Here is a 25139-nt window from a genome sequence, read left to right as displayed (position 1 = left end):
CCGCCGGGGCGCCCCCACGGCCTAACCCACCAGCGCGCCCCCGTCGACCGACAACACTACGCCGGTGACGAACGAGGCGTGCGGCGAGGCGAGTTGGGTGATCGCCCAAGCCACCTCCGCCGGTCGGCCGATCCGGCCCAGCGGGGTGTGCTCGATCTGCCACGTGCGCACCGCCGCCCGCTGCTCGGGGCTGTACCCGGAGTGGTCGGCGATCGGGGTGTCGATCGCCCCGGGCGCCACCGCCGCCACCCGGATGCCGCGCGGCGCCAGCTCCACCGCCCAACTGCGGGTGATCGTCTCCAACGCGGCCTTGCTCGCCGCGTACACCGAGTTGGTCGGCCAGCCGCGCTGCCCGACGGCGGTGCTCACGTTGACCACCACCCCCCGGCTCTCGGTCAGCGCCGGGACCGCGGCCTGCCCGAGCAGCACCGGCGCGACCAGATTGACGGCCAGCAGCGCCTCGATGCCCGCCGCGTGGTAGCGGCCCAGGCCCTGCCCGCTCTGCACGATCCCGGCGTTGTTGACCAGTACGTCCAGCCGCCCGAACTTCTCCAGCGCCGCCCCGACGATCGCCTCCGGCGCGTCCGGCCCGGTGATGTCCGCGGCCAGCGGCTCGATCAGCCCCGGGTGTGCGGCCGCCGTCTCCGTCAGCGGCTCCACCCGCCGCCCGACCGCCAGCACCCGCGCCCCCTCGGCCGCGAAGGCCCGCGCGGTCTCCCGCCCGATCCCCGTCCCGGCCCCGGTGACCACCACGACCCGCTGCTTCACCACGTTCTCGTCGCTCATGCGGAGAACCCTCCGACCCTGCCGCCAGCGTCAAGGTCAAACCGAAGTCCGGGCCTCCGCTTACTGAGCCCCGCGCGAACAGCGCCGCCACGACCCCGCCCGAGCAGCCACCCGCCTGCTAGGAAGGTCGTACTGCGCAGCCATACGCACCCACGGGGAGAACGACCATGAGTGACCAACGCCCTGACACCCTCTACGAGGCCGCCGGCGGTATCGAGGCCCTGCGCCGCCCGATAGTCGACGGCCTGCTGCTGCGTCCCTTCCGGGACTCCGACGCCCCGGCCCTGATCGAGGCCTACCGGGACGAGGTGCTGCGCCGCCGCAACCGCAAAGTGATAGACGACGCCGAGCAGGCCGCGCACTGGCTGGGCCTGCAGTACGAGGGCTGGGCGGCCGGCACCCGCTACTCCTTCGCCGTCCTCGAAGCCGGCGAACTGGTCGGCAACGTCGCGCTCAAGCGCGGCGTCCCGGGCGGGGAGAGGGCCGAGGTCGGCTACTGGACGGCGGCCCCGGCGCGTGGTCGGGGTGTGGCCCCGCGCGCGGTGGAGGCCCTCACCGACTGGGCCTTCGCCACCTTCGCCGAGGACGGCCTGCTCCGGATCGACCTTTTGCACGAGGGGGACAACGACGCCTCCTGCCGGGTCGCGGAGAAGAGCGGCTACGCCTTCACGGAGATCGTCCCGGCCTTCCCGCCGTATCCGCTGGACGGCCACCGGCACACCCGGAAAAGGCTGGACACGTCCGAACGACACAGGTCAGAGTGAGCGCATGGCCTCTCTGGTACGGCATGTGACGATCGATTGCGCAGACCCGTTCGCCCTCGCGAGCTTCTGGGCGCAGGTGCTGGACGGCACCCTGGCCGAAGACGACAACCCGGGCGACCCGGAGGCGGTGGTGAACTCCGCCGGTGCCTCGCTGCTCTTCATCAAGGTGCCCGACGGCAAGTCGGTGAAGAACCGGACCCACCTCGACCTCCAGCCGCAGGACCGCAGCCGGGACGCGGAGGCGGAGCGCCTGGTCGCCCTGGGCGCCACGGTGCTGGCGGACCACCGCCGCCCGGACGGCACGGGCTGGATCACCATGGCCGACCCGGAGGGCAACGAGTTCTGCGTCGAGCGCAGCCGGGCCGAGCGCATCGCCACCGGCAGCGCCTGAGAAAGCGCCCTGGTCCGGCCACTCACCCATGGCCGCCCGCCAGTCCCACGAGGCTCGCGCGGGCGGCCGTTCAGTTCCCCGGGCCGTCACACGATAGGGCGAGGCTCCGGGCCGCCGCCGAGGGTTCGTCTGATAATCGACCCTGTCTGACGCTTTCGAAGCGATCCCCGTACTCGAGCACCCAGGCAGGTACCCCATGGCCAGAATCGTCGTGATCGGCGCCAACGGCAGCATCGGCAGCGCCGTCGTCGCGGAGGCGGCGTCCCGCGGACACGAGGTCACCGCCGTGGTCCGCGACCCGGACCGCTACCGGGGCGAGGCCGCCTTCGTGGAGCGAGCCGACGTGCTGGACCCGGCCGACGTGGCCCGGGTCGCGGTCGGCCGGGACGTCCTGGTCAGTGCCGTCGGCGGCGGCAACGGCCCAGGCCACCTGGCGCTGATCGAGCCCGCCGCCCGCTCCCTGGTCGAGGGCCTGCGCGCGCTCGGCGACGGGGCGCCCCGGCTGGTCGCGGTCGGCGGCGCGGGCAGCCTGGAGACCGCGTCGGGCGTTCGGGTCTGGGACACCCCGGGCCTGCCCGAGCCGCTCCTGCAGATCATGCACGCCCACGGTGCGGCGCTGGACTACTACCGGACGGTCTCCGACATCCGCTGGACGGTGCTCAGCCCGCCCGCCGAGATCGGCCCGGGGGAGCGGACCGGCCGCTACCGGACGGGCCTGGAGCAGCTGCTCACCGACGCCGAGGGGAACAGCCGGATCTCGGTGCCGGACTACGCGGTCGCCCTGGTGGACGAGGTCGAGCAGCCGGAGCACATCGGCGAGCGCTTCACCTGCTGCGCCCTGTAGCCGTCGGCGGCGGGAGCCCCCGGTCAGCCCAGCTGGATCGACCGCTTGGCCAGCCCCATCCAGAACCCGTCGATGACGCTGCGCTGGCTGCCGAGGTCGGCCTCGCCGGCGCCGAGGGTGACGAACAGCGGGGCGAAGTGCTCGGTGCGCGGGTGGGCGAGGCGTCCGGCCGGGGCCTTGTGCTCGAAGTCGAGCAGCGCGTCCAGGTCGTGGGCGTCCAGGGCGCGCCGGCCCCAGTCGTCGAACTCGGCCATCACCGAGCTGATCCGGCCGTCGCTGCTGAGCGCCCGCAGGTTGTGGGTGAAGAAGCCGCTGCCGATGATCAGCACGCCCTCGTCGCGCAGCGGGGCGAGCCGACGGCCGGTCTCCAGCAGGCGCTGCGGGTCGAGGGTGGGCAGGGAGATCTGCAGCACCGGGATGTCGGCCTCCGGGAACATCTCCACCAGCGGCACGTACGCGCCGTGGTCGAGGCCCCGGTCGGGGATGTCCTGGACGGGCGTGCCGGGGGCGCGCAGCAGCTTGCGCACGCGCTCGGCGAGCTCCGGGGCGCCGGGGGCGGCGTACTGGACCGTGTAGTAGTGCTCGGGGAAGCCCCAGAAGTCGTAGACCAGCGGGACGGTGGTGACGGCGCCGACGGCCAGCGGAGCCTCCTCCCAGTGGGCGGAGACCATCAGGACGGCCTTGGGGCGCGGCAGGTCGGCCGACCAGGCGGCCAGCTCGCCCGGCCAGATCGGGTCGTCGGCGAGCGGCGGCGCGCCGTGCGAGAGGTACAGGGCGGGCATACGCTCGGGGGCCGCGGCGCTCATGGCGTCCTCCTCGGATCGGACCGGGGCGAGTAGTTCAAATTTGAACCTCTGTACTCGACGGTACACCTTCGTTCGAATTTGAACAACGGGAGTAGGCTTCGCCTCATGTCCTCACTGAACGAACCCCGCTGGCTCGACCAGGACGAGATGGCCGCCTGGCGGGGCTTCGTCGTCGCGAGCAACCTGCTCAACCGTCGGCTGGAACGCCAGCTCAAGGAGGACTCCGGCCTCTCGCACCAGCAGTACGAGATCCTGGTGCACCTGTCCGCCGCCCCGGGCGACTCGCTGCGGATGACCGAGCTGGCCGACAAGCTGGTCACCTCCAAGAGTGGACTGACCTACCAGGTCACCCAACTGGAGCGGATGGGCCTGGTCGCCCGCCGCTCCTGCCCCAGCGACGTGCGCGGCGTCATCGCCGAACTCACCGACCAGGGGCGGGAGATGCTCCGCCAGGCCGCCCCCGGGCACGTCGCCCTGGTGCGCGAGCTGCTGATCGACGTGCTCACCCGCGAGCAGCTGGCCGTCCTCGCCGAGGGCCTCGGCGCGGTCAGCGCCCGGCTGCGCCAGGACGAGACCCCTTAGGTCCTCTGAACTCCCCTGAGTTCCCCCTGATCTCCCTGATCCCCCAGCGAGGCGGCCCGCCCCCGCAACAGCTCCCGCTCCCGCGCGTTGCGGGTCAGCTCCGCCGCCCGCTCGAACTCCGCCCCGGCCTCCGTCGTCCGCCCCAGCCGGGCCAGCAGGTCGCCCCGCACGCTCGGCAGCAGGTGGTACTCGCGCATGGCCGGCTCCGCCGCCAGCGCGTCCACCAACTCCAGTGCGGCGGCCGGGCCCTGGGCCATCGAGACGGCCACCGCCCGGTTCAGCGCCACCACCGGCGAGGGCGTCAGGACGAGTAGCCGCCCGTACAGCGCGGCGATCGTCGCCCAGTCGGTGTCCTCGTACCGCCGGGCCTTGGCGTGGCAGGCGGCGATCGCGGCCTGCACCGAGTACGGCCCGCTGCCCGCCCGCTGGATCGCGTCGAAGCCGCGCCGGATCAGCAATCCGTCCCAGCGGGCCCGGTCCTGCTCGGCCAGCAGTACCGGCCGCCCGTCCGGCCCGGTCCGGGTGGCCGTCCGCGAGGCCTGGAACTCCAGCAGCGCGGCCAGCCCGTGCGCCTCCGGCTCGGCGGGCATCAGCGCGGCCAGCACCCGGGCCAGCCGCAGCGCGTCCTCGCACAGCTGCGGGCGCAGCAGGTCGTCCCCGGCGGTGGCCGAGTAACCCTCGTTGAAGATCAGGTAGATGACCTCCAGCACCGAGGAGAGCCGCCGCGCCCGGTCGTCGCCGTACGGCACCTCGAACGGCACGCCCGCCTTGGCCAGCGTCCGCTTCGCCCGGACGATCCGCTGCGCCACCGTCGCCTCGGGCACCAGGAAGGCCCGGGCGATCTCCGGAGTGGTCAGCCCGCCGAGCAGCCGCAGGGTGAGCGCGATCCGGGCCTGCTCCGGGAGCAGCGGGTGGCAGGCGGTGAAGATCAGCCGCAGCAGGTCGTCGTCGATGTCGTCCGGCTCGACCGGCTCCGGCGGCGGTACGTCCTCCACCGACCGTCCCACCTCGGCGAGTTTGCGGGCGTAGACCTCCCGGCGGCGCACCAGGTCGATCGCCCGCCGCTTGGCGGTGGCCGTCAGCCAGGCGCCCGGGTTGTCCGGGACGCCGTCGCGCGGCCACTGCTCCAGCGCGGCCACCAGCGCGTCCTGCGCCAGCTCCTCGGCGATGCCCACGTCCCGTACGATCCGGGCGGCCCCGGCGATGATCCGCGCGGACTCGATCCGGAACACCGCCTCGACGGCCGCCGCCGCATCCCTCTCCGTCACGGCCACCCATCAGAGCAGTCGACGGCGAGGGAGGCAAATACTGCCACGGCTGTCGCCACCGCCACGCCGGTCACCGCGGGGGCTGCGGCATCTCGTCGATCTGCCGGACCTCCGCCTCGACCGTCCACTTCGCCGGGTGGGTCTGCAGGAAGCGACGGGTCCACTCCAGGGCCTCGGCCTTGTCCTTGCACTGCAGGATGGCGTAGCCGCCGACGACCTCCTTGGTCTCGGTGAACGGCCCGTCGGTGTAGCCGACCTTCCCGTCGGTCCAGGTCAGCCGGGTGCCTTCGGCGGTCGGGGTCAGCCCGGCGGTCTCCAGCATCACCCCGGCCTTGGTGATCTCCTCGAACAGCGCCCCCATCCGCTGCTCGAACCCCGGGTCCGGCTCCCAACCGCCGCGGGCGTTCTCGTCGATGCGGATCAGCGTCATGAAGCGCGGCATGGTGACTCCTCGGTCGTGCGGGCGGGGCCTGTCCCCGCCTCTCACCCCTGCGTCGATCGGGCCGGTGCCGGATCGACACCCGCCGCGAAGAATTCTCCGCCGGTTCCCGTGCCGGGGTCCGCGGACTGCTCCGTCCGTGGTCGAATGATTCGAACGCGACAGCGACGGTGGGGGGAGAGGACGATGCTCGGGGACATTCTTCTGGCGGTCGGAGAAATGCTGGGGACCGCGATCGGGGAGGGGCGGACCGAAGCCCGGAAGACGCGTGACGGCTTCGCCAAGGGGCAGGTGGTGGTCGTCGAGGGCTGCGTCGCGGGCGCCCGGCCGTACTGCCGCCCGGAGCCGGGCTTCCTGCACGTCTCGGCCACCGCGCTCGCCGTCTCGCCGGTGCGGGAGCCCAGCGCGCTGGCGCGCTACCTGCCGAGCGGCGGCCTGGAGCTGGTCGAGCTGCGCCGGTGGCGCCAGGGCGACCCGGAGACCGTGGCGAAGCATTGGGACGTGTTCGTGTGCCGGGACGGCGAGGACGTCGTTCTGATCGGCTGCTCGGACTACGCGAGCCTCGTCCGTGCGGCGCTTCAGTTCGACGGGGCCTGAGGCGCGGCGCCCCCGGCGCCCCCGGCGCGTACAGCAGTGCCGCCCGCAGGTCGATCCGGTCGGTGACGGCCCGGAAGCTCACCCCGGCGGGTACCGCGAGCAACGGGATGCCGTGAGTGCGGCAGGCCTCGGCCGTCTCCTCCGGCGCGTGACCACGGCCAGGCTCGCAGCTGCGAGCTGAACGCCGCCAGTGTCATCGCAGCTGCTGATGAAAGACGCCATTCAGCGCCGCAACTGCGAATGTCCGGGCTTCCCCTCGGGTAACCCTCTCCCGGGCCGCAGCGGCGCGGCCCGGGAGGAGGAGCACCATGACCCCGGCGAGACCCACCGTCCGGCTGCACGGCCACCTCGACCAGCCCGCCGAGTTGACCGTCGAGCAACTGCGCACCCTCCCCGCGCACCGGGTCGAGGTCAGCTTCGACTGCCTGACCGAGGGTGAGCAGCGCCACGGCTACGAGGGCCCGGCGCTGCTGGACGTCCTGCTCGCCGCCCGGCCCCGGATCGACTTCTCCGGCCGCAAGCAGCGGTTGCGCTTCCTGCTCAACGTGGTCGGCGCCGACGGCCACCGGGCCGTGGTCTCCTGGGCCGAGATCGACCCGGACTTCGGCGGCCGCCGGATCCTGCTCGCCACCAGCATGGACGGCGCCCCGCTGGACACCGCAGGCCCGCAGCTGGTCGTCCCCGACGACCACTGCGGCGCCCGCTACGTCAGCGCCGTCACCGCCGTCTGGCTCGGCCCGCTCGGCGACCCGGCGCCACCTACCGCGTGACTCCCCGACTCCCTTACCGCAGGCCCGCCTTGGGCCGCAGCTCCGGCGGCAGCGGCTGCGCGCCGGAGAGCCGGACGGCGGCCCCGCGCGCCTGCTCGAAGGCGGCCACCGGGTCGTCGGACTCGGTCCACGGCTTGCAGCCGCAGTACGGGCCGATCGCCCGGAACTGCTCCAGCGCGACGTCGTACAGCTCCGCCCGGCCCGCGTAGGCGGCGAGCAGGTGCCGCGGCATGGTCAGCCGCTGGTCGTCCGGCCGGACCTGCGCCAGCGACGCCGCCACCTGCTCCAGCCGGCGCTGCGTCGCGTGACTGGTCAGTCCGCCGAGGGTCTTGCGCAGCTGCAGCTCGTACAGCGCGAAGAGGTAGATGCCGGCCAGCGGGCTGCCGGCCGGGGCCGAGTCCATCGCCTTCTCGGCGAAGGCCATCATCTTCTTGTCCGAGCCGAACCACTTGGCGCACCAGTACTGCAGCGCCTGCAGGTGTCCGTCGTAGTGGAACGGCGCCCGCTCGACCAGGCCGCGCCACAGCTCCTCGAACTGCTCGGGCTGGTACCGCGCGCCGCGCGCGGCGGTCACCATGACCACCCAGGGCGCCGGGTTGGCCGGGTCGAGCAGCGAGGCCCGCTTGGCCGCCTCGATCGCGGCGGGCAGCATCGCCCGGAAGCGGTTCATGTCCTCTTCGGGCACCTCGTGGGCGTACTTGCTCCCCCGGATCTCCCAGGCCGCGTGCACCATCCGGCTGGCCTCCAGGGCCGCCGCGTCGCAGTGGCCCGGGTCGGCCGCGCGCCAGGCCTTGAGCCAGGCGTCGTCCTGGTCGGCGATCGAGTCCAGCAGGTCCAGTCGGGACCAGCGCTCGTCCCAGTCCTGCCCGGCGGCCTCGACGTACTCGGCGGCGGGCCGCCAGTTCCCGGCCCAGGCCGCGTCGGCTATCGCCTGCGACTCCTTGCGGCGGTGCGGGGCGGGCGCCGGGCCGGCCCGGCGCGGGTCGAGCCGGTCGCGCGGGGCGAGTCCGTAGGCCGCGGCGTCGAACGCGGTCTGCGTCCAGGTGGTGGCCCTGGACTTCCGGGCCCTGGTCACGGCGGCGGAGATCGCCACGACCAGCACGATGATGATGAAGTGTGTCACGGCGGAGCATCATCCCTGGTCGCGCGGGGTGCGGGCAATGCGGTCAAGGCTGCGGGCAAGGTGGTCAAACCGCTCGCCGCAGGCCGGTTTCCGTGCCAACATGCCCCATATGGGGACGATTCTGCACGGCACCTTGGTCACCCTCCGCCCGGCCACCGGGGACGACATCCCGGCGCTGGTGGCGATCCGCAGCACGCCCGAGGTGTTCGCCCGCTGGCGCGGCGGTGACGACCTGGCCGACGAGGTCGCGGGGGACTTGGAATCGCCCGACACCGAGACCTTCGCGATCGACCTGGGCGGCCGGGTGGTCGGCGCCATCCAGTGGTACGCCAACAACGACGACGAGTACCGGCACGCCGGGATGGACCTGTACCTGGACCCGTCGGTGCACGGTCTGGGCCTGGGCACCGACGCCGTCCGCACCATGGCCCGGCACCTGGTGCACGACCACCACTACCACCGGCTGGTGATCGACCCGGCCGCGGACAACGCCGCCGCGATCCGCTGCTACGCCAAGGTGGGCTTCCGCCCGGTCGGCACCATGCGCCAGTACGAGCGCGGCCCGGACGGAAGTTGGCACGACAACCTGCTGATGGATCTGCTCGCGGACGAACTGTTGGACGGCTGACGGCGGTTCACCGGGGCTCGGGTGTCGGGTGCGAGGGTGTACAGACATCTTGTCGTCCACCCGCCCAGAGCTGTACAGACATCTCACGGCCACACGATCTGCCGGAACTGATCGCCTGGCGTTCTTCCCGACGTACCGAGCGGTAGCTAGCGTTCCCCCGCCAATCCCCGGCGGCCGGTCCCCTCCGGCGCCGGGACCACCGGATTGACGGATCCCCCCAGGAGAACGCCCATGCTCTCGCGTCGCACGGCCACCGCCCTCACCTCGGCGGCCGCCGCCGCACTGCTGTTCGGCGGCACCGCCCCGACCGCTTCCGCCACCGCCTCGGCGAACCCGACCACGCTCTCCGTCTTCGCCTTCAACGTCGACCTCGGCACCGCCGTCGTCGACAGCACCCAGAACGAGCAGGCCGCCCGCCGTACCCCGGTGATCGAGCAGATCGTCCGTCAGCACAACGCCGACGTGGTCATCCTGGACGAGCAGTTCAACAACAGCTCGACCGCCGACATCAACAGCAAGCTGGCCGACCTCTACCCGTACCGCACCCCGGTGGTCGGCGAGACCTGCTCCGGCGGCGGCTGGACCGGCATCAGCGGCAACTGCTCCAACTCGTGGTTCGTCATCAACGGCGGCACGATGATCCTCTCCAAGTACCCGATCACCGCCCAGTACGCCCACGTCTTCAGCAACTCCACCTACGGCACCTGGGACTACCACGCCAACAAGGGTGCGGCGCTGGTGCAGGTGGACAAGGGCGGCAACACCTCCTGGGTGGTCGGCACCCACCTGCAGGCCGACGAGTCGGACGTCTCCACCGACACCACCCAGTCCACCCGGCTCGGCCAACTCGCCGAGATCCGCGCCTGGGTCGACGGGATCGTCGGCAGCAGCGCGCCGGTGCTGATCGGCGGCGACCTCAACGTCGAGTACTTCCACGGCCAGAGCCGCGGCGACTACTCCAACGCCCAGAACGCGGTGAACGGCGTGCTCGGCACCCCGGCCACCGACCCGGGCCAGGACCGCACCACCATGGACTGCCCGGTCGCGTCCTGGTGCCAGTACATGGCGGGCGTCGAGACCTTCCCCAAGGACTACCGGGACGACCTCGACTACATCGGCTACCTCAACGCCCCGGGCCGCCCGGTGCCGGCCGGGATGTCCAACGTGAAGGTCGACTTCGACCCGCAGGCCGGCTGGACCCCGGGTCAGCTGGACACCAACGCGCCCAGCGACCACTACCCGGTCGAGGCCACCTTCCAGCTGAACTGACCCGCCGCATCACGTCCTCGGCGTCACGGCTTTGACATCACGGCTTTGACATCACGACAGGCGGCTCGGAGCCGGGCAGCCGCAGGAGCGCCGCACCACCAGCCTGGCCGGGAAGGTCCGGGCCCCGGTGGCGCGGCGCTCCGGCCCGCCGAGGACCAGCTCCAGCGCGGCCCGGGCCATCTCGTCCTGCGCGGTGGTGACGGTGGTCAGCGCCGGTCCGGCGATCACCGCCTCGGCGATGTCGTCGAAGCCGGCCACCGCGAGGTCCTCCGGCACCCGGATACCGAGGTCGTCGGCGGCCCGCAGCAGGCCTATCGCCTGGTCGTCCGTCGCGCAGAACACGGCGGACGGCCGGTCGGGCCGGCTCAGCAGGGCGAGCGCCTCGGCGTGCGCCCGGACCCGGTCGAAGGGCGCCTGGGTCAGCCGGCCCTCGGGGGACAGCCCGGCCTCGGCCAGCGCCTCGGCCCAGCCGGCCGTCCGCCCGGTGACCGGGTCGAGCGGGCTGAGCGCCAGGGTGCCGCCGAAGCAGTGCACCTCGGCGTGGCCGTGGGCCAGCAGGTGGCGCACCACCTCGCGGGCGCCGCCCTCGTCGTCCGCCACCACGGCCACGCCGTCCGCGCTCTCCGCCCGGTGGTGCAGCAGCACGACCGGGGTGCCGTCGGCCGAGTCGAAGCCGGTCAGCCCGGGGGTGGCCGGGTCCTGGGTGACCAGGATCAGCCCGTCCACCTGCATGCCGAGGAAGGCGCGGATGTAGTGCGCCTCGCGCTCGTCGGCGTAGTCGGAGTTGCCGATCAGCAGCAGCCGCCCGTGCTCGGTCGCGGCCTGCTCCACGGCGTGGGCGAGCCCGGCGAAGAAGGGCTGGCGGGCGTCCGGCACGACCATCCCGAGCAGGTTGGTCCGCCGCCGCGCCATCGCCTGGGCGACCCGGTTGGGTCGGTAACCGAGCTCCTCGACCGCGGCGAGCACCCGGGCCCGGGTCGCCGGTGCCACCGGCCGGGGCCCGTCATTGATCACATAACTCACGACCGCCGTGGATGTCCCCGCCACCCGCGCCACATCGTCCCGTGTCACCCTCGCCATGAGCATTGAGCCTACACAGCACCTCCGACCAGCGGGTTTCCCGAGCCCCGAACGGGCCCCGATCGGCCCGCCGGGTTTGCGGAACCGGTGCTGCCGTGTCGAGGCTGGCGGGACGGGCGGCATTCGGTGCCGCCGCCGACCGTGGGAGCAGGTCGATGAGCACGCCGCCGCACCGCCGGACCGCCCGGCCACCGCGCCCGACGGCCCGGCCGCGGGTCCGCGTCCACACCCGGGTGCGCGCCGTCAGCGCCACCCGGCCGAAGGTCAGGCCCTGGAGCGCCTACGCCGTGGTGGTGACGATCGTGCTGTCCGTGGCCGCCGGGCTGCTGTTCTACCTCAACGAGCGCTCCAGCCGCGGTCACGCCCAGGTGGTGAGCACCGCCTCCGGACCGGACTTCGTGGAGGTCGACGTGGTGCTCCAACGGGTGGACGCGACCGCGCAGACGGTCGCCGCGAAGGTCCTGGTCCAGCCGCGCGGCACTCTGCAGGGGCCCTCCGGCCAGTTGGTTCCCGCGCAGGACATGGTGGTGGAGACCACCTCGCTGGAACAGACCCTGCTCAGGTACCCGGCCGGGCAGCCGATCGGTTCCAACCCGGTGTCGTTCAGCCTGTTCGGCGGGCGGATCACGGACTACCCCTTCGACGGCTACCGGGCGCAGATCGGCTTCCGGGCCACCGTCGGCGGGAAGCCGACCCCGGTGGTGGTCGGGATCCAGGAGGCCGACCCGTTCTTCGCCTTCAAACTGGGCGACAAGGAGACCGAAGGCCTCGGCATCGGGGTGACCGAGCGGATCAGCCGCTCGCGCAGCACCTTCATCCTGGCCTGGTTCATGATGGCGGCGATGTGGGCGCTGGCCCTGGCCGTGCTGCTCGCGGCCTGGCTGATCGTCCGGCAGCGCCGGGGGATCATCTGGCCCGCCCTGAGCTGGATGGCGGCGACGCTGTTCGCCCTGGTCGGGATGCGCAACGCCGCGCCCGGCAACCCGCCGATCGGCTCGCTGCTGGACTACGCGGCGTTCTTCTGGGCGGAGCTGCTGGTCGCGGTCGGCCTGACCATGGTCGTGGTGCACGGCGCCCGGGTCGAGGGCGAGCACCGGCCCCGCTCCTAGCCTGCTCACGGGCGGTTCTAGTAGGCGTAGCGCGCGCAGGCGTCCGCCGAGAGGCGCAGGGCCTGCTCCGCGCGCGGCCCGCGCAGTGCCAGCAGGGTCTGGGCGAGCGCGTCCACGGCGGCCAGGTGGGCGAGGCGGCTGGCCGTGGTCTCCAGGCCGAAGACCAGGTCCTGCCCGCCCGCGATCAGGGCGCAGGTCGCCGTCTCGGTGAGCGGCGAGCGGGCGTAGCTGGTGAGCGCCAGCACCTCGGCCCCGGCCTCGCGGGCGCTGCGCGCCGTGTCCACCACGATGCGGGTCGCGCCGGTGTGGCTGACGGCCAGGCAGACGGCACCCGGCGCCAGCGTGGCGGCGACCAGCTGGGCGGTGATCGAGTCGGCGGGGGCGTCCACCGGCAGGCCGAGCGCGCGCAGCCGGTAGGCGAGGTCGAGCACCACCGCGCCGGACAGCCCGGTGCCGACCAGGAGCACCTGGGGGGCGCCGTTCAGCAGTTCGGCCGCCGCCCGCAGGTCGTCCGGGCCGAGCGTGGCGGTGATGCCCTCCAGGGCCTCCCGGGCGGCGCGCAGGGTGTCGGCGAGCGCCCGGGCGGCCGGGTCGTCGGCGTCCGCGGCCGGCCCCGGGGTGGGGACGGCGGGGGCGTGCAGGGCGGCGGCGATCTTCAGCTCCTGGAAGCCGCGGAAGCCCAGCCGCTGGCAGGCCCGGACCACCGAGGAGGGTGCCGTCCCGGCCAGTGTCGCCACGTCGCTGACGCTCAGGTGCACCAGGTCGGCGCCCCGGTCCAGCACCACCTGGGCGACCCTCGCCTCGGTGCCGCGCAGCTCGCCGAGCCGGGCCCGGATCCGCGCGGCCAGCTGGGATTCCAGGGGCGTGAAAAATTCGGAACGTTCTTCCATGGGGCTAGGGTAGCGTGGAATTCAGTTCCAAGCCCGCCGGAAATCCGGCAGGCTGACGGGAGGGGAGCTTCGCCATGTCTGAACTCGGGTCGGCCGTGCCGGTGGCCGTGCTCACGGCGGCCGTGCTGCACGCCGTGTGGAACGGGCTGGCGCACCGGATCCCCGACAAACTGGTCGGTTTCACGCTGATCAACCTGACCTACACCGCGTGTGCGCTGGTCCTGGTCGCGGTCAACCCGCTGCCGGCCGCCGCGGCCTGGCCGTACCTGCTGGCCTCGACGGTCGTCCAGACGATCTCGACGGTCCTGCTGCTGAGGGCGTACCAGTTGGGCGACTTCGGGCAGATGTACCCGATCGCCCGCGGCTCGGCGCCGCTGTTGGTCGCCGTGCTGTCGGTCACCGTGCTCGGCCAGCACCTGGGCGCGGGCGAGCTGGTGGGCGTGGTGGTGATCTCCTGCGGCCTGATCGGGTTGGCCTTCTCCCAGGGCATACCCGGGCGGGCGCAGCTGCCCGCACTCGCGGCCGCGGCCGGTACCGGCGTGATGATCGCCGGGTACACCGTGCTGGACGGCAGCGGCGTCCGGCACGCCGGGACGGTCGGCGGCTATGTGGCCTGGCTGTTCCTGCTCCAGGGGCCGACGCTCGCTCTGGTCGTCTGGGCCCGGCGCGGCCGCACCCTGCTCGCCGGGGCGGGCAGGGTGCTGCCGCTGGGGATCGCGGGCGGGGTGCTCTCCCTGACGGCGTACGGCCTGGTGGTCTGGGCGCAGTCCCGGGGCAGCCTGGCGACGGTCGCGGCGCTGCGCGAGACCAGCATCGTCATCGCCGCGCTGATCGCCGCCGTGGTGTTCCGGGAGCGCCTCGGGCGGCTGCGGCTGACCGCCGCGCTCACCGTTCTGGGCGGGATCGCCGTCCTGGAGCTCGCCCGCCCCTGAGCCTTGAGTGCTACCCGGCCTCGGGCACGATCACGGTCAGCGAGGTCTCCTGCAGCAGGAATCCCAGCGACTCGTAGACGCGGCGGGCCGGGTTGCCCTCGGACACCATCAGGTGCACATCGGCCAGCCCGCGGTCGGCGGCGTCCGCGACGGCGCGGCGCAGCAGGTCGGAGCCGAGGCCGCGGTAGCCGCGTCGGGGGTGGCGGAAGACCTCGGCGACCCACGGCAGGCCGTCGCGGTCGGTCAGGGTGGCCCCGGCGACCACCCGGTCCTCGGCGTCCACCGCCAGCACGCTGGAGGGCAGCACCGGGCCGATGGCCTTTCCGGCGAGCAGCGGGCCGATCCGCTCGGCGATCGCCTGGGCGTCGTCGCCGGGGAAGTGGTCCACATGGTCGGGGTGGAAGGCGGCCCGCCAGGCCTCCAGCAGCTCCTCCGGGGCGCGGTCGCAGGGCACCGCCCGCAGGCCCTCGCGCAGCGGCGTCCCGGCCCAGTCGGCGGGCGGGGGATCGGCGCGCAGGTCGCGCCGGAAGGTGTGGGCGTGTCGCAGGGGCTTCGCGCCCAGCTCCAGCAGCCGCTGCCCGAGCTCGGGGGTGCCGGAGACCACCCACCCGGGCAGCTCGGTGCGGATGAACCCCGCCGCGTCCACCGAGTCGTCCAGGACCTCCAGCAGGTCGGCCCAGGGCCGACCCTCCCGCTCGCCCGGCTGGTAGCGCACCACCGGTACGCCTTCGCCGTTCCGCCTGATCACCCAGTCCGCTTCGGGCATGGCCCACCCCACTTCACGAGATCGTTCGTCGGCGGCCCATGCTCACCAGAACCGGAGCGTCGCGGCAACAGGTTTTCGACCGGCGACTTTGCCGGCGGCCGCGGTTCAGGCCACCACCGCAGCGCGGACGCAGAGCACGTCCGGCAGGTGGGACAGCAGCAGCGACCAGTTCTCGCCCTCGTCCCGGCTGCCGTACACGTCGCCGGTGCGGTTGCCGAAGTAGATCCCGGCCGGTTCGGCGTCGTCGGTGCGCAGGGCGTCGCGCAGCACGATGCCGTAGTGGTCCTCGCCGGGCAGGCCGTTGGCGAGCTGCTGCCAGCTGGTGCCGCCGTCGGTGGTGCGGAAGACCCGGCAGCGGCGGCCGGGCGGGATCCGGTCGTCCGAGCCGCCGAGCGGGAAGAGGTAGGCGGTGTCGCCCCGGCGCGGGTGGGCGGCGACGGCGAAGCCGAACTCGGCGGGCAGCCCGTCCACGATGGAGCGCCAGCTGCCGCCCCAGTCGTCGCTGCGGTAGACCCCGCCGTGGTTCTGGAGGTAGAGCCGGTCCGGGTGGGCCGGGTCCCGGGCGATCTTGTGGACGCACTGGCCGAACTCGGGGTACTGGCTGTTCGGCGGGAGGAACTCGGCGCGCAGGCCGGTGTTGGAGGGCTCCCAGCTGTCGCCGCCGTCCTTGCTGCGGTAGACGCCGCCGCTGGAGACGGCGACCAGCAGCCGCTGTGGGTCGTGCGGGTCGGTCAGGATGGTGTGCAGGCCCTGCCCGCCGTAGCCGGCGCCCCACTCGCTGCGCTGGGGGTGGTTCCACAGCGACTCGACCAGGGTGAAGGTCTCGCCGCCGTCGGTGGAACGGAACAGCGCGGCGGGCTCGGTGCCGGCGTACACGACCCCGGGGGACTCCGGTCCGGCGGGCTGGAGCTGCCAGACCCGGGTGAGCGAGACGCCGGTGGACTCGGGGAAGCGGATCGCCGGCTGCGGCGGCTCGTACCAACTGGCGCCGAGGTCGTCGGAGCGCCAGACCGAGGGCCCCCAGTGGCTGCTGTCGGCGCCGACCAGCAGTCTGGTGCGGCCCTCGCGGCGGTCGATCGAGACGGAGTAGATCGCGTTCATCCGGAAGTGCGGCCCGCTGAACTCCCAGTCCAGCCGGTCGCGGCTGTGGCCGAGAAAGAGGCCCTTCTCGGTTCCGACGGCCAACAGCACCTCGGTCATGCCTCACACCACCTGGTCACCAGAACGGCCCCCCGGGACGCCCTCCCCGACTGCCAGTGTCCCGCCGTCCACCGGAGGTCACATCTCGCCGCGCCGCCCGCCCGGACCGCACGGCTACCCGCGGCAGCCCTCCAGCAGCCGCAGCCACACCTCGCTGATCGTCGGGTACGCCGGTACGGCGTGCCAGAGCCGGTCGATCGGCACCTCTCCGACCACCGCGACGGTGGCCGAGTGCAGCAGCTCGGCGACGGCGGGCCCGACCAGGCAGGCGCCGACGATCACCTCCCGGTCCAGGTCGTAGACCACCCGGGCTCGGCCGCGGTAGCCGTCGGCGTACAGCGAGGCCCCGGCGACGGAGCCGATCTCGTGGTCCACGGCCCTGACCCGCAGTCCGAGTTCCTCGGCCGCCGCCAGGGTCAGGCCGACGGCGGCGACCTCCGGTTGCGTGAACACGACCTGCGGCGCGCCCGCCAGGTCGGCGGACGCGGCGTGCGTGCCCCAGCGCGAGGTGTCCAGCGGGCGCCCCTCGGCGCGGGCGGCGATCGCCGCGCCGGTGATCCGGGCCTGGTACTTGCCCTGGTGGGTGAGCAGCGCCCGGTGGTTGACGTCCCCGGCGGCGTAGAGCCACTCGCCGTTCACCCCGAGCACCGTGCAGCTGTCGTCCACCTCCAGCCAGCCGCCCGGCCGCAGCCCGACCTGCTCCAGCCCGATGTCGGCGGTGCGCGGGGCCCGGCCGGTCGCGTAGAGCACCTCGTCGACGGTCAGCCGCTGGTCGTCGGAGAGCGTCAGCACGGCGGGCCCGGCGGCCCCGGCCCGCTCCAGCGCGGTGACCACGGCGGCGAAGCGCAGGTCCACCCCCGCCTCCCGCAGCCCCTCGGCGACCAGCTCGCCGGCGAAGGGCTCCATCCGCGGCAGCAGCGCGTCGCCGCGCACCAGCAGGACGACCTCGGCGCCGAGCGCCCGCCAGGCGGTGGCCATCTCGACCCCGACCACCCCGCCGCCGACCACGGCCAGCCGCCCGGGGACGGTCGGCGAGCCGGTCGCCTCCCGGTTGGTCCACGGGTGTGCCTCCGCCAGCCCGGGCACCCCGGCGGGCAGTACCGGGCGGCTGCCGGTGCACACGGCGACGGCGTGCCGGGCGGTGAGCACCCGCTCACCGCCGTCCTCCTCCTCGACCGTGACGGTCCGCACCCCCGCCAGCCGGCCGTGGCCGCGGACCAGCTCGATGCCGGTGTCCCGCAGCCACTGCACCTGGCCGTCGTCCTTCCAGTTCGAGGTGAAGGAGTCCCGCCGGGCCAGCACCGCGGCCGCGTCCAGCCGCCCGTCGCCCACCGCCTCCCGGGCGCCGGCCACCGAGCGGGCGTCGGTCAGCGCGGCCGCCGGGCGCAGCAGCGCCTTGCTCGGCATGCAGGCCCAGTACGAGCACTCGCCGCCGACCAGTTCGGCCTCCACGATCACCGTGCGCAGCCCGGCGGCGACCGTCCGGTCCGCCACGTTCTCGCCGGTCGGGCCCGCGCCCAGGACGATGACGTCGTACTCCTCGGCGGTGCTGCTGGTCATGTCCCGTCCTCCGTGGTCTCGATGGCCACCCCGCCCCGGGGCGGGGGCTGCGGCTGCCCGCGCGTGCTCCCGTACGCCCACCCGTACCCGGGCGTGGCGTGGGCCCATCCTGCGACGCGGACGGGCCTTCGCGCGGGCGAACACGCGGACGGGGTCAGATTGCCGCGAGCTCCGCCAGCAGCGCGGCCGTGTCGGCCGGGCGGGAGAACATCGGCCAGTGCCCGGTGGGCAGTTCGCGCAGTTCCCAGTTCGGCCCGTCCATCCCGACGAACCACGGGTGGCCGGCGGCGATCATCGCCCGCACCTGGTCGATCGTGAAGGAGCAGGACACCAGCGCCTGCGGCAGCGCCGCTCCGGCGCCGGTCAGCCGCAGCCGGTCCCGGAACGTCCCGGCCGGCTGCGGCGTGACCCGCGCGCCGACCCGGGCCAGGGTGGCCTCGTCCAGGCCCTCGATGCTGGCGACGTTAGCGGCGACGACGTCCCAGGGCGGCATCGGCAGGCGGCCGTCGACCACCGTGGCCTCGACGGTCTCGCGGTAGTCGGGCTGCCAGAGGTCGTACAGCGAACCGCCGTCGATCATCGGGCCGCTGTCCAGGTAGACCACCCGGCGGATCCGCTCCGGCATCCGGTCCGCGACCCCGCTCACCGGGGCGCAGGCGCCGCTGTGGGCGACCAGCACGACGTCCCACAGGTCCTCGCGCACCAGCAGCTCGGCCAGGTCGGCGATGTGGTCCTCCAGTCCGAAGTCGCCCTGCTCGCCGGCGCGTTCGGCCACCCCGGGCAGGCTCACCGGGTGGACTTCGTGCCCGGCCGCGCGCAGCGGCGCGGCGACCTCGTCCCAGGCCCAGGCACCGAGCCAGAACCCGGGGACCAGTACGAACGTGCTCATGGTGGATCGCTCCTTCGTCGGTGGGGCCTCCGTCACCGCCGACTCTAGGATCGAATCCGGACAGATCCCGCCCGGATGTCAGGGCAAGGAAGGAACGCCCCGGTGGAACACCCGGTCAGCCGTGTGCTCGCCCTGCTGGAGCTGCTCCAGGACCGCCCCGGCCTGACCGGCGCCGAACTGGCCGCCCGGCTCGACGTGGACGAGCGCACCGTCCGCCGCTACACCGCGCGCCTGGCCGAACTCGGCATCCCGGTCCAGGCCGAGCGCGGCCGCTACGGCGGCTACCGCCTGCTGCCCGGCTACCGGCTCCCGCCGTTGATGCTCAACCCCGACGAGGCCGCCTCGGTGGTCCTCGGTCTGCTGGCCGGGCGCAGCTCGGGCCTGTCGGTGGGGGAGCGGGCCGCCGAGACCGCCCTCGCCAAGATCCAGCGGGTGCTTCCCCCGCCGCTGCGCGAGCGGATCACGGCCGTCGAACAGACCCTCGGGCTGACCGCCGCGCCCGCCGTCGGCCCCAGCCCGGCCTCCGCCGCGCTGTTCACCCTGGCCGAGGCGGCGCGCCGTCGACGCCGGGTGCGGCTCGCCTACCGGGACCGCGAGGACCGGCCCAGCGAGCGCGAGTTCGACCCGTACGGCCTGGTCTTCCACTCGGGCCGCTGGTACACCACCGGGCTCGACCACCGCAGCGGCGAGCCGCGCACCTTCCGGCTGGACCGGATCGAGCGGGTCGAGCCGGGCGAGACCGGTTTCGAGCCGCCCGAGGACGTCGACCCGGTGCAGCGGGTGGTGGAGTCGCTGGCCGGGGCGCCCTGGCGGCACCGGGTGGAGGTCGAGTTGGCGACCACCATCGCCGAGGCCCGCCGCCGGCTGCCGCCCGCCGCCGGCACCCTCACCGAACTCGCCGAGGACCGGGTGCTGCTGCGGGCCCGGGCGCAGAACCTGGACGGCGTCGCGGTGCTGCTGGCCGGCCTGGGCTGGCCGTTCACCGTCCGCGAGCCGGCCGAGCTGCGGGTGGAGGTCCGGTCACTCGCGGCCCGGCTCGCCGCCTGGGGCGAGGAAGGCGGGCAGGAGGAGGGCGAGGCGGGCCGGCAGGAGGAGTGCGGGCAGCCGGGTCGGCAGCAGGAGGGCGGGCAGCCGGCATGACGAGGGCCCGGGGAGACATCGCTCCCCGGGCCCTCGGGCGGTCCGGGTCAGGCCTGGCCGTCGGCCGCCTGCTCCTCCGCCACCTTGCGCTTCACCTCGGCCATGTCCAGCTTGCGGGCCTGGCCGATCAGGTCCTCGAACACCGCCTCCGGCAGTGCGCCGGGCTGCGAGAAGACGAGCACGCCCTCACGGATGATCGCCAGCGTCGGGATCGACTGGATGCCGAAGGCGGCGGCCAGCTCCTGCTGTGCCTCGGTGTCGACCTTGGTGAAGACCAGGTCCGGGTGGCGCTCGGCGGCCTTCTCGTACACCGGGGCGAACTGGCGGCACGGCCCGCACCACGCGGCCCAGAAGTCGATGAAGACGAAGTCCTTGCCCTCCGGGCCCGGGACGATCTCGTCGAAGTTCTCCTTGGTCAGCTCGACCGTGTTGCTCATCTCGCGAATCCTTCCCTTCCGAAGGTGGCGGTACGGACCATCTGCCGCACACAACGGTGATGCCCGCCGGGGTATTCCGAGGCCCTTCCGGGTTGAGCACGGGGCCACCACCGACCGTACAGAAGGGTGTCCAGCCCGTTCACCGACGCGGGAGCCGCCCCATGCGCAGCACACCCCGCACGCGCCGGGCCGCCGTGCCGGCCGCCTCCGGCATCGCCGTAGTTGCCCTGGTCACCGACTGCGGGCCGTCCGGGTACACGTCGAGCACACCCGGTACGCCGAGCAGCCCGAGCGCACCGGCCGCCGCGACCCTGCAGACCGCAACGGACCCCGAACTCGGCACGATCGTCACCGACAGCGCCGGGTTCACCCGCGACCACTTCGACCAGGACAAGAGCAACCCCTCGGAGCCCCCCTGCAACGGTAGCTGCGCCACCGTCCGGCCGCCCGAGCACGCCGACGGCGACGTCACCCGCTCCGACGGCACCGAGCAGGTCACCCTTGACCGATGCCGACCGCTCTCGCCCGGGAGGCACGGGTGCGCAACGATGAAGTGGTGACCGAGGAGCATCCCGTCGGCGGCCGAGCCGCACACGGAGCGGGGTCCGCGGACGAGGAGCTGATGCGGGCCCTGTACCGCGAGCACGCCGGTCCGCTCTTCGGCTTCGTGCTCCACCTGGTCGCGGGGGACCGGCAGCGGGCCGAGGACGTCGTCCAGGAGACGCTGGTCCGGGCCTGGCGCAACATCCACCGGCTCGACCCGCAGGCCGGCTCGCTGCGGCCCTGGCTGATCACCGTCGCCCGGCGGATCGTCATCGACGACCACCGCAGCGCCCGCGCCCGGCCGCGCGAGGTGGACGCGGCGGCGCTGGAGCAGCTGCCCGCCGAGGACGAGATGAACCGGGCGTTGCGGATGATGACCGTCGCGGACGCGCTGGGTGACCTCTCGCCCGCGCATCGCGAGATCATCGTCGAGACCTACCTGAAGGGCCGCACGGCCAAGGAGGCGGCCGCCCGACTCGGCATCCCGGCCGGCACCGTGCGGTCGCGGGTGTTCTACGCACTGCGCTCGCTCAGGCTCGCGCTGGAGGAACGGGGAGTGACATCGTGATCAAGCCCTCCGGCGCCGACCCCGGCGGACCCGACCGCGTCCCCGGCCTCCCCGACGTGCCCGACGGCGCCGAGCACGTCGACGCCGGTGCGTACGTCCTCGGCCTGCTGGAGCCCGCCGAGCGCGTCGCCTTCGAGCGGCACCTGGCCGACTGCCCGCAGTGCACCGAGCAGGTGGGCCGACTCGGCTTCCTGGAACCGGTGTTGGCCGGGTACGCCGAGTCGGCGACGGCCGCCGGGCTGGACCCGGCCGAGCCCGTCCCGCGCCCGGACCCGCGGCTCCTGGACCGGCTGGTCGCCGAGGTCACGACCGTCCGGCGGCGGGGCCGGGTGCGGCGGCTGGTGCTCGCCCTGGCCGCGACCGCGATGGTCGCGGCGGGCCCGGCCGTCACCGCCGCGGTGCTCACCGCCGACGGCGCTCCCGCGGTGGTCGCCGTCGCCGAGCAGTTCAGCGCCACCGACCCGGGCACCGGTGCCAAGGCCACCGTCGGCGTGGACGGCACGACCTGGGGCAGCCAGGTCAGCCTGCAACTCTCCGGCATCCAGGGCCCGTTGACCTGCAGCCTGGTCGCCGTCTCGCACACCGGCGAGCGCCAGACGGTCACCACCTGGAGCGTCCCGGCAGCCGGCTACGGCGAGCCGGGCGGTCAGAGCGCGGTGCACACCATCGGCGGCGCGGCCCTCCAGCCGGGCGACATCGACCACTTCGAGGTGCGGGTCCAGAACACCGGCGCCCTGCTGGTCGCCGTGCCCGCGCACCACGCCTGACCCACCAGGCCTGACCCACCAGGCCTGACCCACCAGGCCTGACCCGCCAGGCCCGGCCCACGAGGGCGGAGTCAGCGCGGCGGGTGCTTGATCACGTACGCGGCCAGCTTCTCGATCCGGGCCGTGCCCAGCACCTTCGGCCAGTGCGGGTTGGGCTCGCCGCCACCGTTCATGTGCTCCCGGCGCCAGGTCCGGCTCCAGCCGATCCGCAGCTCGGGTTCGAAGCCGTGCCACTGCTCGCACGGACAGGCCACCAGCACCCGGGCGCAGGAGCGGCACAGCTCGGCCCGGCCGTGGCCGGTCGACACCGACAGCGCCGGCCCCTCCTCCCCGCAGGCCGGGCAGCCGGGCAGCTCGGCCCCGTCCAGCAGCGCGTTCTGCCGCCGGACGTAGTCGGGCAGGCTCAACGGCGGGTGCAGGAAAGGGTCGTTGCGCCAGGCCGAATCCGGCGAGGCCCACCGGGGCAGGTCCCACCAGGCCGGCTGCGAGGGGTGCCGTCGTCCGGCCCGCTTCTCCGCCTGCCGCTGCGCCTCGTACTCCTCCAGCCGGGCCGCCCACAGCTGCCGCGCCTCGTGCAGCTCCTCCACCGCGCGCACCAGCGAGTCCGGGTCGGCCTCCAGCAGCCGGGGCATCCGGGCGCTGACGGTGAGGTGGTGGTAGGTGGCGCGCAGGCCGTAGGGGGCGAAGCGGGTCAGACAGGTGCGCAGGGCGCTGTGGCGCCGGTACAGCGGGAGGGAGGTGTCGTGGACGCGGGCGCGGTGGGTGAGGAAGCTGGTCACACCGGATCCGCCCGTCCCGCCAGGTCCAACGCCCGGGCCAGCGCGGCGGTGACGGCGGCGGCCTGCTCGGGGAGCCGCCGCTCGGCCCAACCGCCCGCCAGCCGGACGAAGTCGCGCAGGTCCTGCTCGGCACCGGCGAGCAGTCGGCGCAGCTCGTCCACCGGCAGCTCGATCACCGCGCTGTCCTCGGCGTCGACGTCCGCCGTCAACCGCACCACGCCGTCGAGGCGTTCGGCTTGCGGGACGGGTCCGTGGCCGAACCGGGCCTTGCCGGAGCCGTCGGTCACCTCCAGCCAGTCACGCCACTCCTCCAGGCCGTTGCAGCAGCCGGGTGCGAAGACGGCGCCGGTGGCCGTGTCGGTCACCCGGAAGCCGCCGTGGGCGATCAGGTCCTCGGCGGTGAGCAGCCCGTACAGGAAGGCGTCCAGCGGGTCGGTCGGCTCGCCCTCCTCGGGGGCTTCCTCGTTGGCGACGGCGATCCGCCACACCGCCGAGCCGACCTCCTCCGGCGTCAACCTCCCGTCCAGCACCAGGAATCCGTACGGCTCGAACGAGTTCGTGGGCCAGAGCGCGAAGTCCTCGTCAGGGGCTTCCATCTCCAGGACCGGCTGCATCGATGTCACCCGCCGATGATGCCAGGGCCTCGGGCCACGGCACCAACCGATTGACGCCGGTACCCGGCGGGCGGCTCGCCGGTGCGGCTGGGGCCCTGCTCGGGGTGGCTGTCGTCGTTCATCGGGGAGTCTCCGCGGCGGTGCTGACCCGGCGCCAGGCGAGGAGCGCGCAGAGGGCGAAGCCGACTGCGTTGCCGAGGCCGTGGGTGGCGGCCATCCAGGCCAGGGTGGGGTGGGGGAGCCGCAGTGGCGCGTGCAGGGCGACGGCCAGGGTGCCGAGCGCGTAGACGACCGCCGGGCCGGTGGCGAGGGCGCCGCGCGGCAGCCAGAGCGAGAGCGCCCCGAGGACGGCGGCGAGCGACCAGAGTCGGCGGATCCGGGCGAGCCCGGGTTCGTCGATCAGCGTTAGGCCGACGGGCAGGACGGCGCCCATGCCGAGCAGGACCAGGAGGTCCACCAGTTCCGTCGTGCCCTTGTCCACGGCGGACACACCCCTTCCTGAACGCGTTCAAATGAGCTTGGGTGCCGACTCTACGCCGCCGACTTGAACGCGTTCAACTCGCCCTCGCTCCGGCTGCTCTGGTGTTCACGCTGGGTGCGGCGCACTCTGGAGGAGTAACCGATGGAGGTGATCCGCCATGCAGACTCTGGTCGGTTGGCACATCGAGATGGAGTTCCGCGAGGAGGGCCCGCGCACGACCGCCGCCGCCCTGCTCCGGCTCGGCGACGGGACCGAACTGCGTGCCCACGGCTACAGCAGCCGCCACCCCTCCGACCCGGAGCAGCTGCGGGTCGGGGAGGAGATCGCGGGCGCCCGCGCGCTCAACGATCTCGCCTCACAGCTGCTCACCAAGGCCCACGGCGAGATCCAGGACGTCAGCCCGGTCCCGACCCACCCGCTGACGTGACCACCCCGCACCTGGGCGCAGACCAGGCCGGACGGGAACCGCACCGCCCGCGCATCCCGCTGATCTGCCCGCGCTGCGGGCACGAGCAGCAGGTCGTCCCCGGCGGCCCCGAGCGGACGGTCAAGGTCGTGCACGTGGGGACCGGCCGGGAGGCCTGCGAGCCGGGGGATCTGGCCCGGGCGCCGGACGACGGGGCCTGACCGGGTTCCGACCCGAGCGGCCGTCAGTTGACGCAGTACGTCGCCGGCGGCCGCCACTCCGGTCCGACCAGTCGCTGCTCCAGCTCGTTCGGCGTGATCCGGATCCCGACCGTCCCCGCCAGCCCCACCCGGAACCGGCTGCGGGCCAGCGCGATCAGCGCCGTCAGGCCGTACTTGTTGATCAGCGAGGTGCGGTAGCCCGCCGTCGTCTCGGGGTCGCAGAGTCGTGCGCGGGCCGGGAGCCGGCGGCCGGTGGGGCGCCCGTGGGCGTCGCAGGGGCCGATCAGCACCCGGGGGTGGCGCCGGATCCGTTCGGCCTCGCCGGAGTGGGCGGGGGTCCAGACGCCGAGCGCCGTGCCGTCGGACACCACCCAGAGCTGGGAGTCCACCCGGCTTCCGTCGTCACCGAAGGTGGTCAGCAGGAGGTACCTGCTGTCGGCGAGCCGGTCGGTTCGGTCGTGCACGATGTCCTCCCTCTGGCGTGGGGGCC

General features: G+C 73.8%; 32 protein-coding genes. 16 read left to right on the top strand and 16 right to left on the bottom strand.

Going from position 1 to position 25139, the window contains the following annotated elements; all coding sequences use genetic code 11:
- Positions 1–21: 21 nt before the first annotated feature.
- Positions 22–786: an SDR family NAD(P)-dependent oxidoreductase gene (locus ACH4E7_RS16105; protein ID WP_396249669.1), complete on the bottom strand. Its 765-nt coding sequence runs from the start codon at positions 784–786 to the stop codon at positions 22–24.
- 167 nt (positions 787–953) lie between these two features.
- Here ACH4E7_RS16105 and ACH4E7_RS16100 point away from each other — a divergent pair, with 167 nt between their 5' ends.
- From ACH4E7_RS16100 to ACH4E7_RS16090, 3 genes are all read left to right on the top strand, one after another.
- Positions 954–1550, top strand: a complete 597-nt coding sequence (locus ACH4E7_RS16100; RefSeq protein ID WP_396249668.1) for a GNAT family N-acetyltransferase — start codon at positions 954–956, stop codon at positions 1548–1550.
- A gap of 4 nt (positions 1551–1554) precedes the next feature.
- Positions 1555–1941, top strand: coding sequence for a VOC family protein (locus tag ACH4E7_RS16095; RefSeq protein WP_396249667.1), 387 nt, complete (start codon positions 1555–1557; stop codon positions 1939–1941).
- Positions 1942–2137: 196 nt separating this feature from the next.
- Positions 2138–2785, top strand: coding sequence for an NAD(P)-dependent oxidoreductase (locus ACH4E7_RS16090; RefSeq protein WP_396249666.1), 648 nt, complete (start codon positions 2138–2140; stop codon positions 2783–2785).
- Between the two features lie 23 nt (positions 2786–2808).
- Here the strand turns inward: ACH4E7_RS16090 and ACH4E7_RS16085 are convergent, their stop codons facing one another.
- Positions 2809–3591: a dioxygenase gene (locus tag ACH4E7_RS16085; RefSeq protein ID WP_396249665.1), complete on the bottom strand. Its 783-nt coding sequence runs from the start codon at positions 3589–3591 to the stop codon at positions 2809–2811.
- Positions 3592–3705: 114 nt separating this feature from the next.
- Between ACH4E7_RS16085 and ACH4E7_RS16080 the strand changes: the two genes are divergently transcribed.
- Positions 3706–4173: a MarR family winged helix-turn-helix transcriptional regulator gene (locus tag ACH4E7_RS16080; protein ID WP_396249878.1), complete on the top strand. Its 468-nt coding sequence runs from the start codon at positions 3706–3708 to the stop codon at positions 4171–4173.
- Here the strand turns inward: ACH4E7_RS16080 and ACH4E7_RS16075 are convergent.
- A complete protein-coding gene (locus ACH4E7_RS16075; protein WP_396249664.1) occupies positions 4170–5441 on the bottom strand; it encodes an RNA polymerase sigma factor in 1272 nt (423 codons plus the stop codon). The two genes, ACH4E7_RS16080 and ACH4E7_RS16075, sit on opposite strands and share 4 nt — an antisense overlap.
- Positions 5442–5511: 70 nt before the next feature.
- Positions 5512–5883 (bottom strand): YciI family protein, encoded by a 372-nt coding sequence (locus ACH4E7_RS16070; RefSeq protein ID WP_396249663.1) that lies wholly within the window; start codon positions 5881–5883, stop codon positions 5512–5514.
- A 183-nt stretch (positions 5884–6066) separates the two neighbouring features.
- Here ACH4E7_RS16070 and ACH4E7_RS16065 point away from each other — a divergent pair, with 183 nt between their 5' ends.
- Positions 6067–6477 (top strand): hypothetical protein, encoded by a 411-nt coding sequence (locus tag ACH4E7_RS16065; RefSeq protein ID WP_396249662.1) that lies wholly within the window; start codon positions 6067–6069, stop codon positions 6475–6477.
- Positions 6478–6785: 308 nt separating this feature from the next.
- The gene (locus tag ACH4E7_RS16060; RefSeq protein WP_396249661.1) at positions 6786–7247 is read left to right on the top strand and encodes a molybdopterin-dependent oxidoreductase; all 462 of its coding nucleotides are present in this window, start codon (positions 6786–6788) and stop codon (positions 7245–7247) included.
- Between the two features lie 13 nt (positions 7248–7260).
- Here the strand turns inward: ACH4E7_RS16060 and ACH4E7_RS16055 are convergent, their stop codons facing one another.
- A complete protein-coding gene (locus ACH4E7_RS16055) occupies positions 7261–8370 on the bottom strand; it encodes a hypothetical protein (protein WP_396249660.1) in 1110 nt (369 codons plus the stop codon).
- 109 nt (positions 8371–8479) lie between these two features.
- On the opposite strand from ACH4E7_RS16055, the gene ACH4E7_RS16050 reads away from it, so the two are divergent.
- Positions 8480–8998 carry a GNAT family protein gene (locus tag ACH4E7_RS16050; RefSeq protein WP_355673783.1) on the top strand — a complete coding sequence of 173 codons (519 nt, stop codon included), beginning with the start codon at positions 8480–8482 and terminating at the stop codon, positions 8996–8998.
- A gap of 231 nt (positions 8999–9229) precedes the next feature.
- Entirely contained in the window at positions 9230–10267 is a 1038-nt protein-coding gene (locus tag ACH4E7_RS16045; RefSeq protein ID WP_396249659.1) for a sphingomyelin phosphodiesterase, read from the top strand.
- A gap of 51 nt (positions 10268–10318) precedes the next feature.
- Here ACH4E7_RS16045 and ACH4E7_RS16040 read toward each other — a convergent pair whose 3' ends face one another.
- Positions 10319–11347, bottom strand: coding sequence for a LacI family DNA-binding transcriptional regulator (locus ACH4E7_RS16040; protein ID WP_396249658.1), 1029 nt, complete (start codon positions 11345–11347; stop codon positions 10319–10321).
- A gap of 155 nt (positions 11348–11502) precedes the next feature.
- Here ACH4E7_RS16040 and ACH4E7_RS16035 point away from each other — a divergent pair, with 155 nt between their 5' ends.
- Positions 11503–12456 carry a DUF4436 family protein gene (locus ACH4E7_RS16035; protein WP_396249657.1) on the top strand — a complete coding sequence of 318 codons (954 nt, stop codon included), beginning with the start codon at positions 11503–11505 and terminating at the stop codon, positions 12454–12456.
- Positions 12457–12473: 17 nt separating this feature from the next.
- Here ACH4E7_RS16035 and ACH4E7_RS16030 read toward each other — a convergent pair whose 3' ends face one another.
- Complete coding sequence (locus tag ACH4E7_RS16030) at positions 12474–13346, bottom strand: MurR/RpiR family transcriptional regulator (RefSeq protein WP_396249656.1); 873 nt, start codon at positions 13344–13346, stop codon at positions 12474–12476.
- A 74-nt stretch (positions 13347–13420) separates the two neighbouring features.
- On the opposite strand from ACH4E7_RS16030, the gene ACH4E7_RS16025 reads away from it, so the two are divergent.
- The gene (locus tag ACH4E7_RS16025; RefSeq protein WP_396249655.1) at positions 13421–14278 is read left to right on the top strand and encodes an EamA family transporter; all 858 of its coding nucleotides are present in this window, start codon (positions 13421–13423) and stop codon (positions 14276–14278) included.
- A 10-nt stretch (positions 14279–14288) separates the two neighbouring features.
- On the opposite strand, the gene ACH4E7_RS16020 is transcribed toward ACH4E7_RS16025, so the two are convergent.
- The 4 genes from ACH4E7_RS16020 to ACH4E7_RS16005 form a co-directional block, all read right to left on the bottom strand.
- Positions 14289–15044 (bottom strand): GNAT family N-acetyltransferase, encoded by a 756-nt coding sequence (locus ACH4E7_RS16020; RefSeq protein WP_396249654.1) that lies wholly within the window; start codon positions 15042–15044, stop codon positions 14289–14291.
- Between the two features lie 105 nt (positions 15045–15149).
- A complete protein-coding gene (locus ACH4E7_RS16015) occupies positions 15150–16244 on the bottom strand; it encodes a WD40/YVTN/BNR-like repeat-containing protein (protein ID WP_396249653.1) in 1095 nt (364 codons plus the stop codon).
- Positions 16245–16358: 114 nt separating this feature from the next.
- Entirely contained in the window at positions 16359–17804 is a 1446-nt protein-coding gene (locus ACH4E7_RS16010) for a dihydrolipoyl dehydrogenase family protein (protein ID WP_396249652.1), read from the bottom strand.
- A gap of 154 nt (positions 17805–17958) precedes the next feature.
- Positions 17959–18693, bottom strand: a complete 735-nt coding sequence (locus tag ACH4E7_RS16005) for an alpha/beta fold hydrolase (RefSeq protein ID WP_396249651.1) — start codon at positions 18691–18693, stop codon at positions 17959–17961.
- 102 nt (positions 18694–18795) lie between these two features.
- On the opposite strand from ACH4E7_RS16005, the gene ACH4E7_RS16000 reads away from it, so the two are divergent.
- Positions 18796–19833, top strand: a complete 1038-nt coding sequence (locus ACH4E7_RS16000; RefSeq protein WP_396249650.1) for a helix-turn-helix transcriptional regulator — start codon at positions 18796–18798, stop codon at positions 19831–19833.
- 47 nt (positions 19834–19880) lie between these two features.
- Here ACH4E7_RS16000 and ACH4E7_RS15995 read toward each other — a convergent pair whose 3' ends face one another.
- Positions 19881–20270 (bottom strand): thioredoxin family protein, encoded by a 390-nt coding sequence (locus ACH4E7_RS15995; protein ID WP_396249649.1) that lies wholly within the window; start codon positions 20268–20270, stop codon positions 19881–19883.
- A gap of 161 nt (positions 20271–20431) precedes the next feature.
- On the opposite strand from ACH4E7_RS15995, the gene ACH4E7_RS15990 reads away from it, so the two are divergent.
- From ACH4E7_RS15990 to ACH4E7_RS15980, 3 genes are read left to right on the top strand one after another with little or no spacing between them, the layout of a single operon-like run.
- Positions 20432–20830 carry a hypothetical protein gene (locus tag ACH4E7_RS15990; protein ID WP_396249648.1) on the top strand — a complete coding sequence of 133 codons (399 nt, stop codon included), beginning with the start codon at positions 20432–20434 and terminating at the stop codon, positions 20828–20830.
- Positions 20779–21381 carry a sigma-70 family RNA polymerase sigma factor gene (locus tag ACH4E7_RS15985; RefSeq protein WP_396249647.1) on the top strand — a complete coding sequence of 201 codons (603 nt, stop codon included), beginning with the start codon at positions 20779–20781 and terminating at the stop codon, positions 21379–21381. Before ACH4E7_RS15990 ends, ACH4E7_RS15985 begins: the two co-directional genes overlap by 52 nt.
- Positions 21378–22148, top strand: coding sequence for a zf-HC2 domain-containing protein (locus ACH4E7_RS15980; protein WP_396249646.1), 771 nt, complete (start codon positions 21378–21380; stop codon positions 22146–22148). Before ACH4E7_RS15985 ends, ACH4E7_RS15980 begins: the two co-directional genes overlap by 4 nt.
- Positions 22149–22219: 71 nt before the next feature.
- Here the strand turns inward: ACH4E7_RS15980 and ACH4E7_RS15975 are convergent, their stop codons facing one another.
- The 3 genes from ACH4E7_RS15975 to ACH4E7_RS15965 form a co-directional block, all read right to left on the bottom strand.
- Positions 22220–22927: a hypothetical protein gene (locus ACH4E7_RS15975; protein ID WP_396249645.1), complete on the bottom strand. Its 708-nt coding sequence runs from the start codon at positions 22925–22927 to the stop codon at positions 22220–22222.
- Positions 22924–23541 (bottom strand): hypothetical protein, encoded by a 618-nt coding sequence (locus tag ACH4E7_RS15970; protein ID WP_396249877.1) that lies wholly within the window; start codon positions 23539–23541, stop codon positions 22924–22926. The genes ACH4E7_RS15975 and ACH4E7_RS15970 overlap by 4 nt, the downstream gene beginning before the upstream one ends.
- A 118-nt stretch (positions 23542–23659) precedes the next feature.
- Positions 23660–23974, bottom strand: a complete 315-nt coding sequence (locus tag ACH4E7_RS15965; RefSeq protein ID WP_396249876.1) for a YndJ family transporter — start codon at positions 23972–23974, stop codon at positions 23660–23662.
- A gap of 205 nt (positions 23975–24179) precedes the next feature.
- On the opposite strand from ACH4E7_RS15965, the gene ACH4E7_RS15960 reads away from it, so the two are divergent.
- Together ACH4E7_RS15960 and ACH4E7_RS15955 are read left to right on the top strand one after the other, a co-directional pair.
- The gene (locus ACH4E7_RS15960) at positions 24180–24449 is read left to right on the top strand and encodes a DUF1876 domain-containing protein (protein WP_355673769.1); all 270 of its coding nucleotides are present in this window, start codon (positions 24180–24182) and stop codon (positions 24447–24449) included.
- Complete coding sequence (locus tag ACH4E7_RS15955) at positions 24446–24649, top strand: hypothetical protein (protein WP_396249644.1); 204 nt, start codon at positions 24446–24448, stop codon at positions 24647–24649. The genes ACH4E7_RS15960 and ACH4E7_RS15955 overlap by 4 nt, the downstream gene beginning before the upstream one ends.
- Before the next feature lie 23 nt (positions 24650–24672).
- Here ACH4E7_RS15955 and ACH4E7_RS15950 read toward each other — a convergent pair whose 3' ends face one another.
- The gene (locus tag ACH4E7_RS15950) at positions 24673–25113 is read right to left on the bottom strand and encodes a PPOX class F420-dependent oxidoreductase (protein WP_396249643.1); all 441 of its coding nucleotides are present in this window, start codon (positions 25111–25113) and stop codon (positions 24673–24675) included.
- Positions 25114–25139 lie beyond the last annotated feature (26 nt).

The sequence above is a fragment of the Kitasatospora sp. NPDC018058 genome, from assembly GCF_044327205.1.
Lineage (GTDB): Bacteria > Actinomycetota > Actinomycetes > Streptomycetales > Streptomycetaceae > Kitasatospora.
This window is presented reverse-complemented; position numbering and strand designations above follow the sequence as displayed.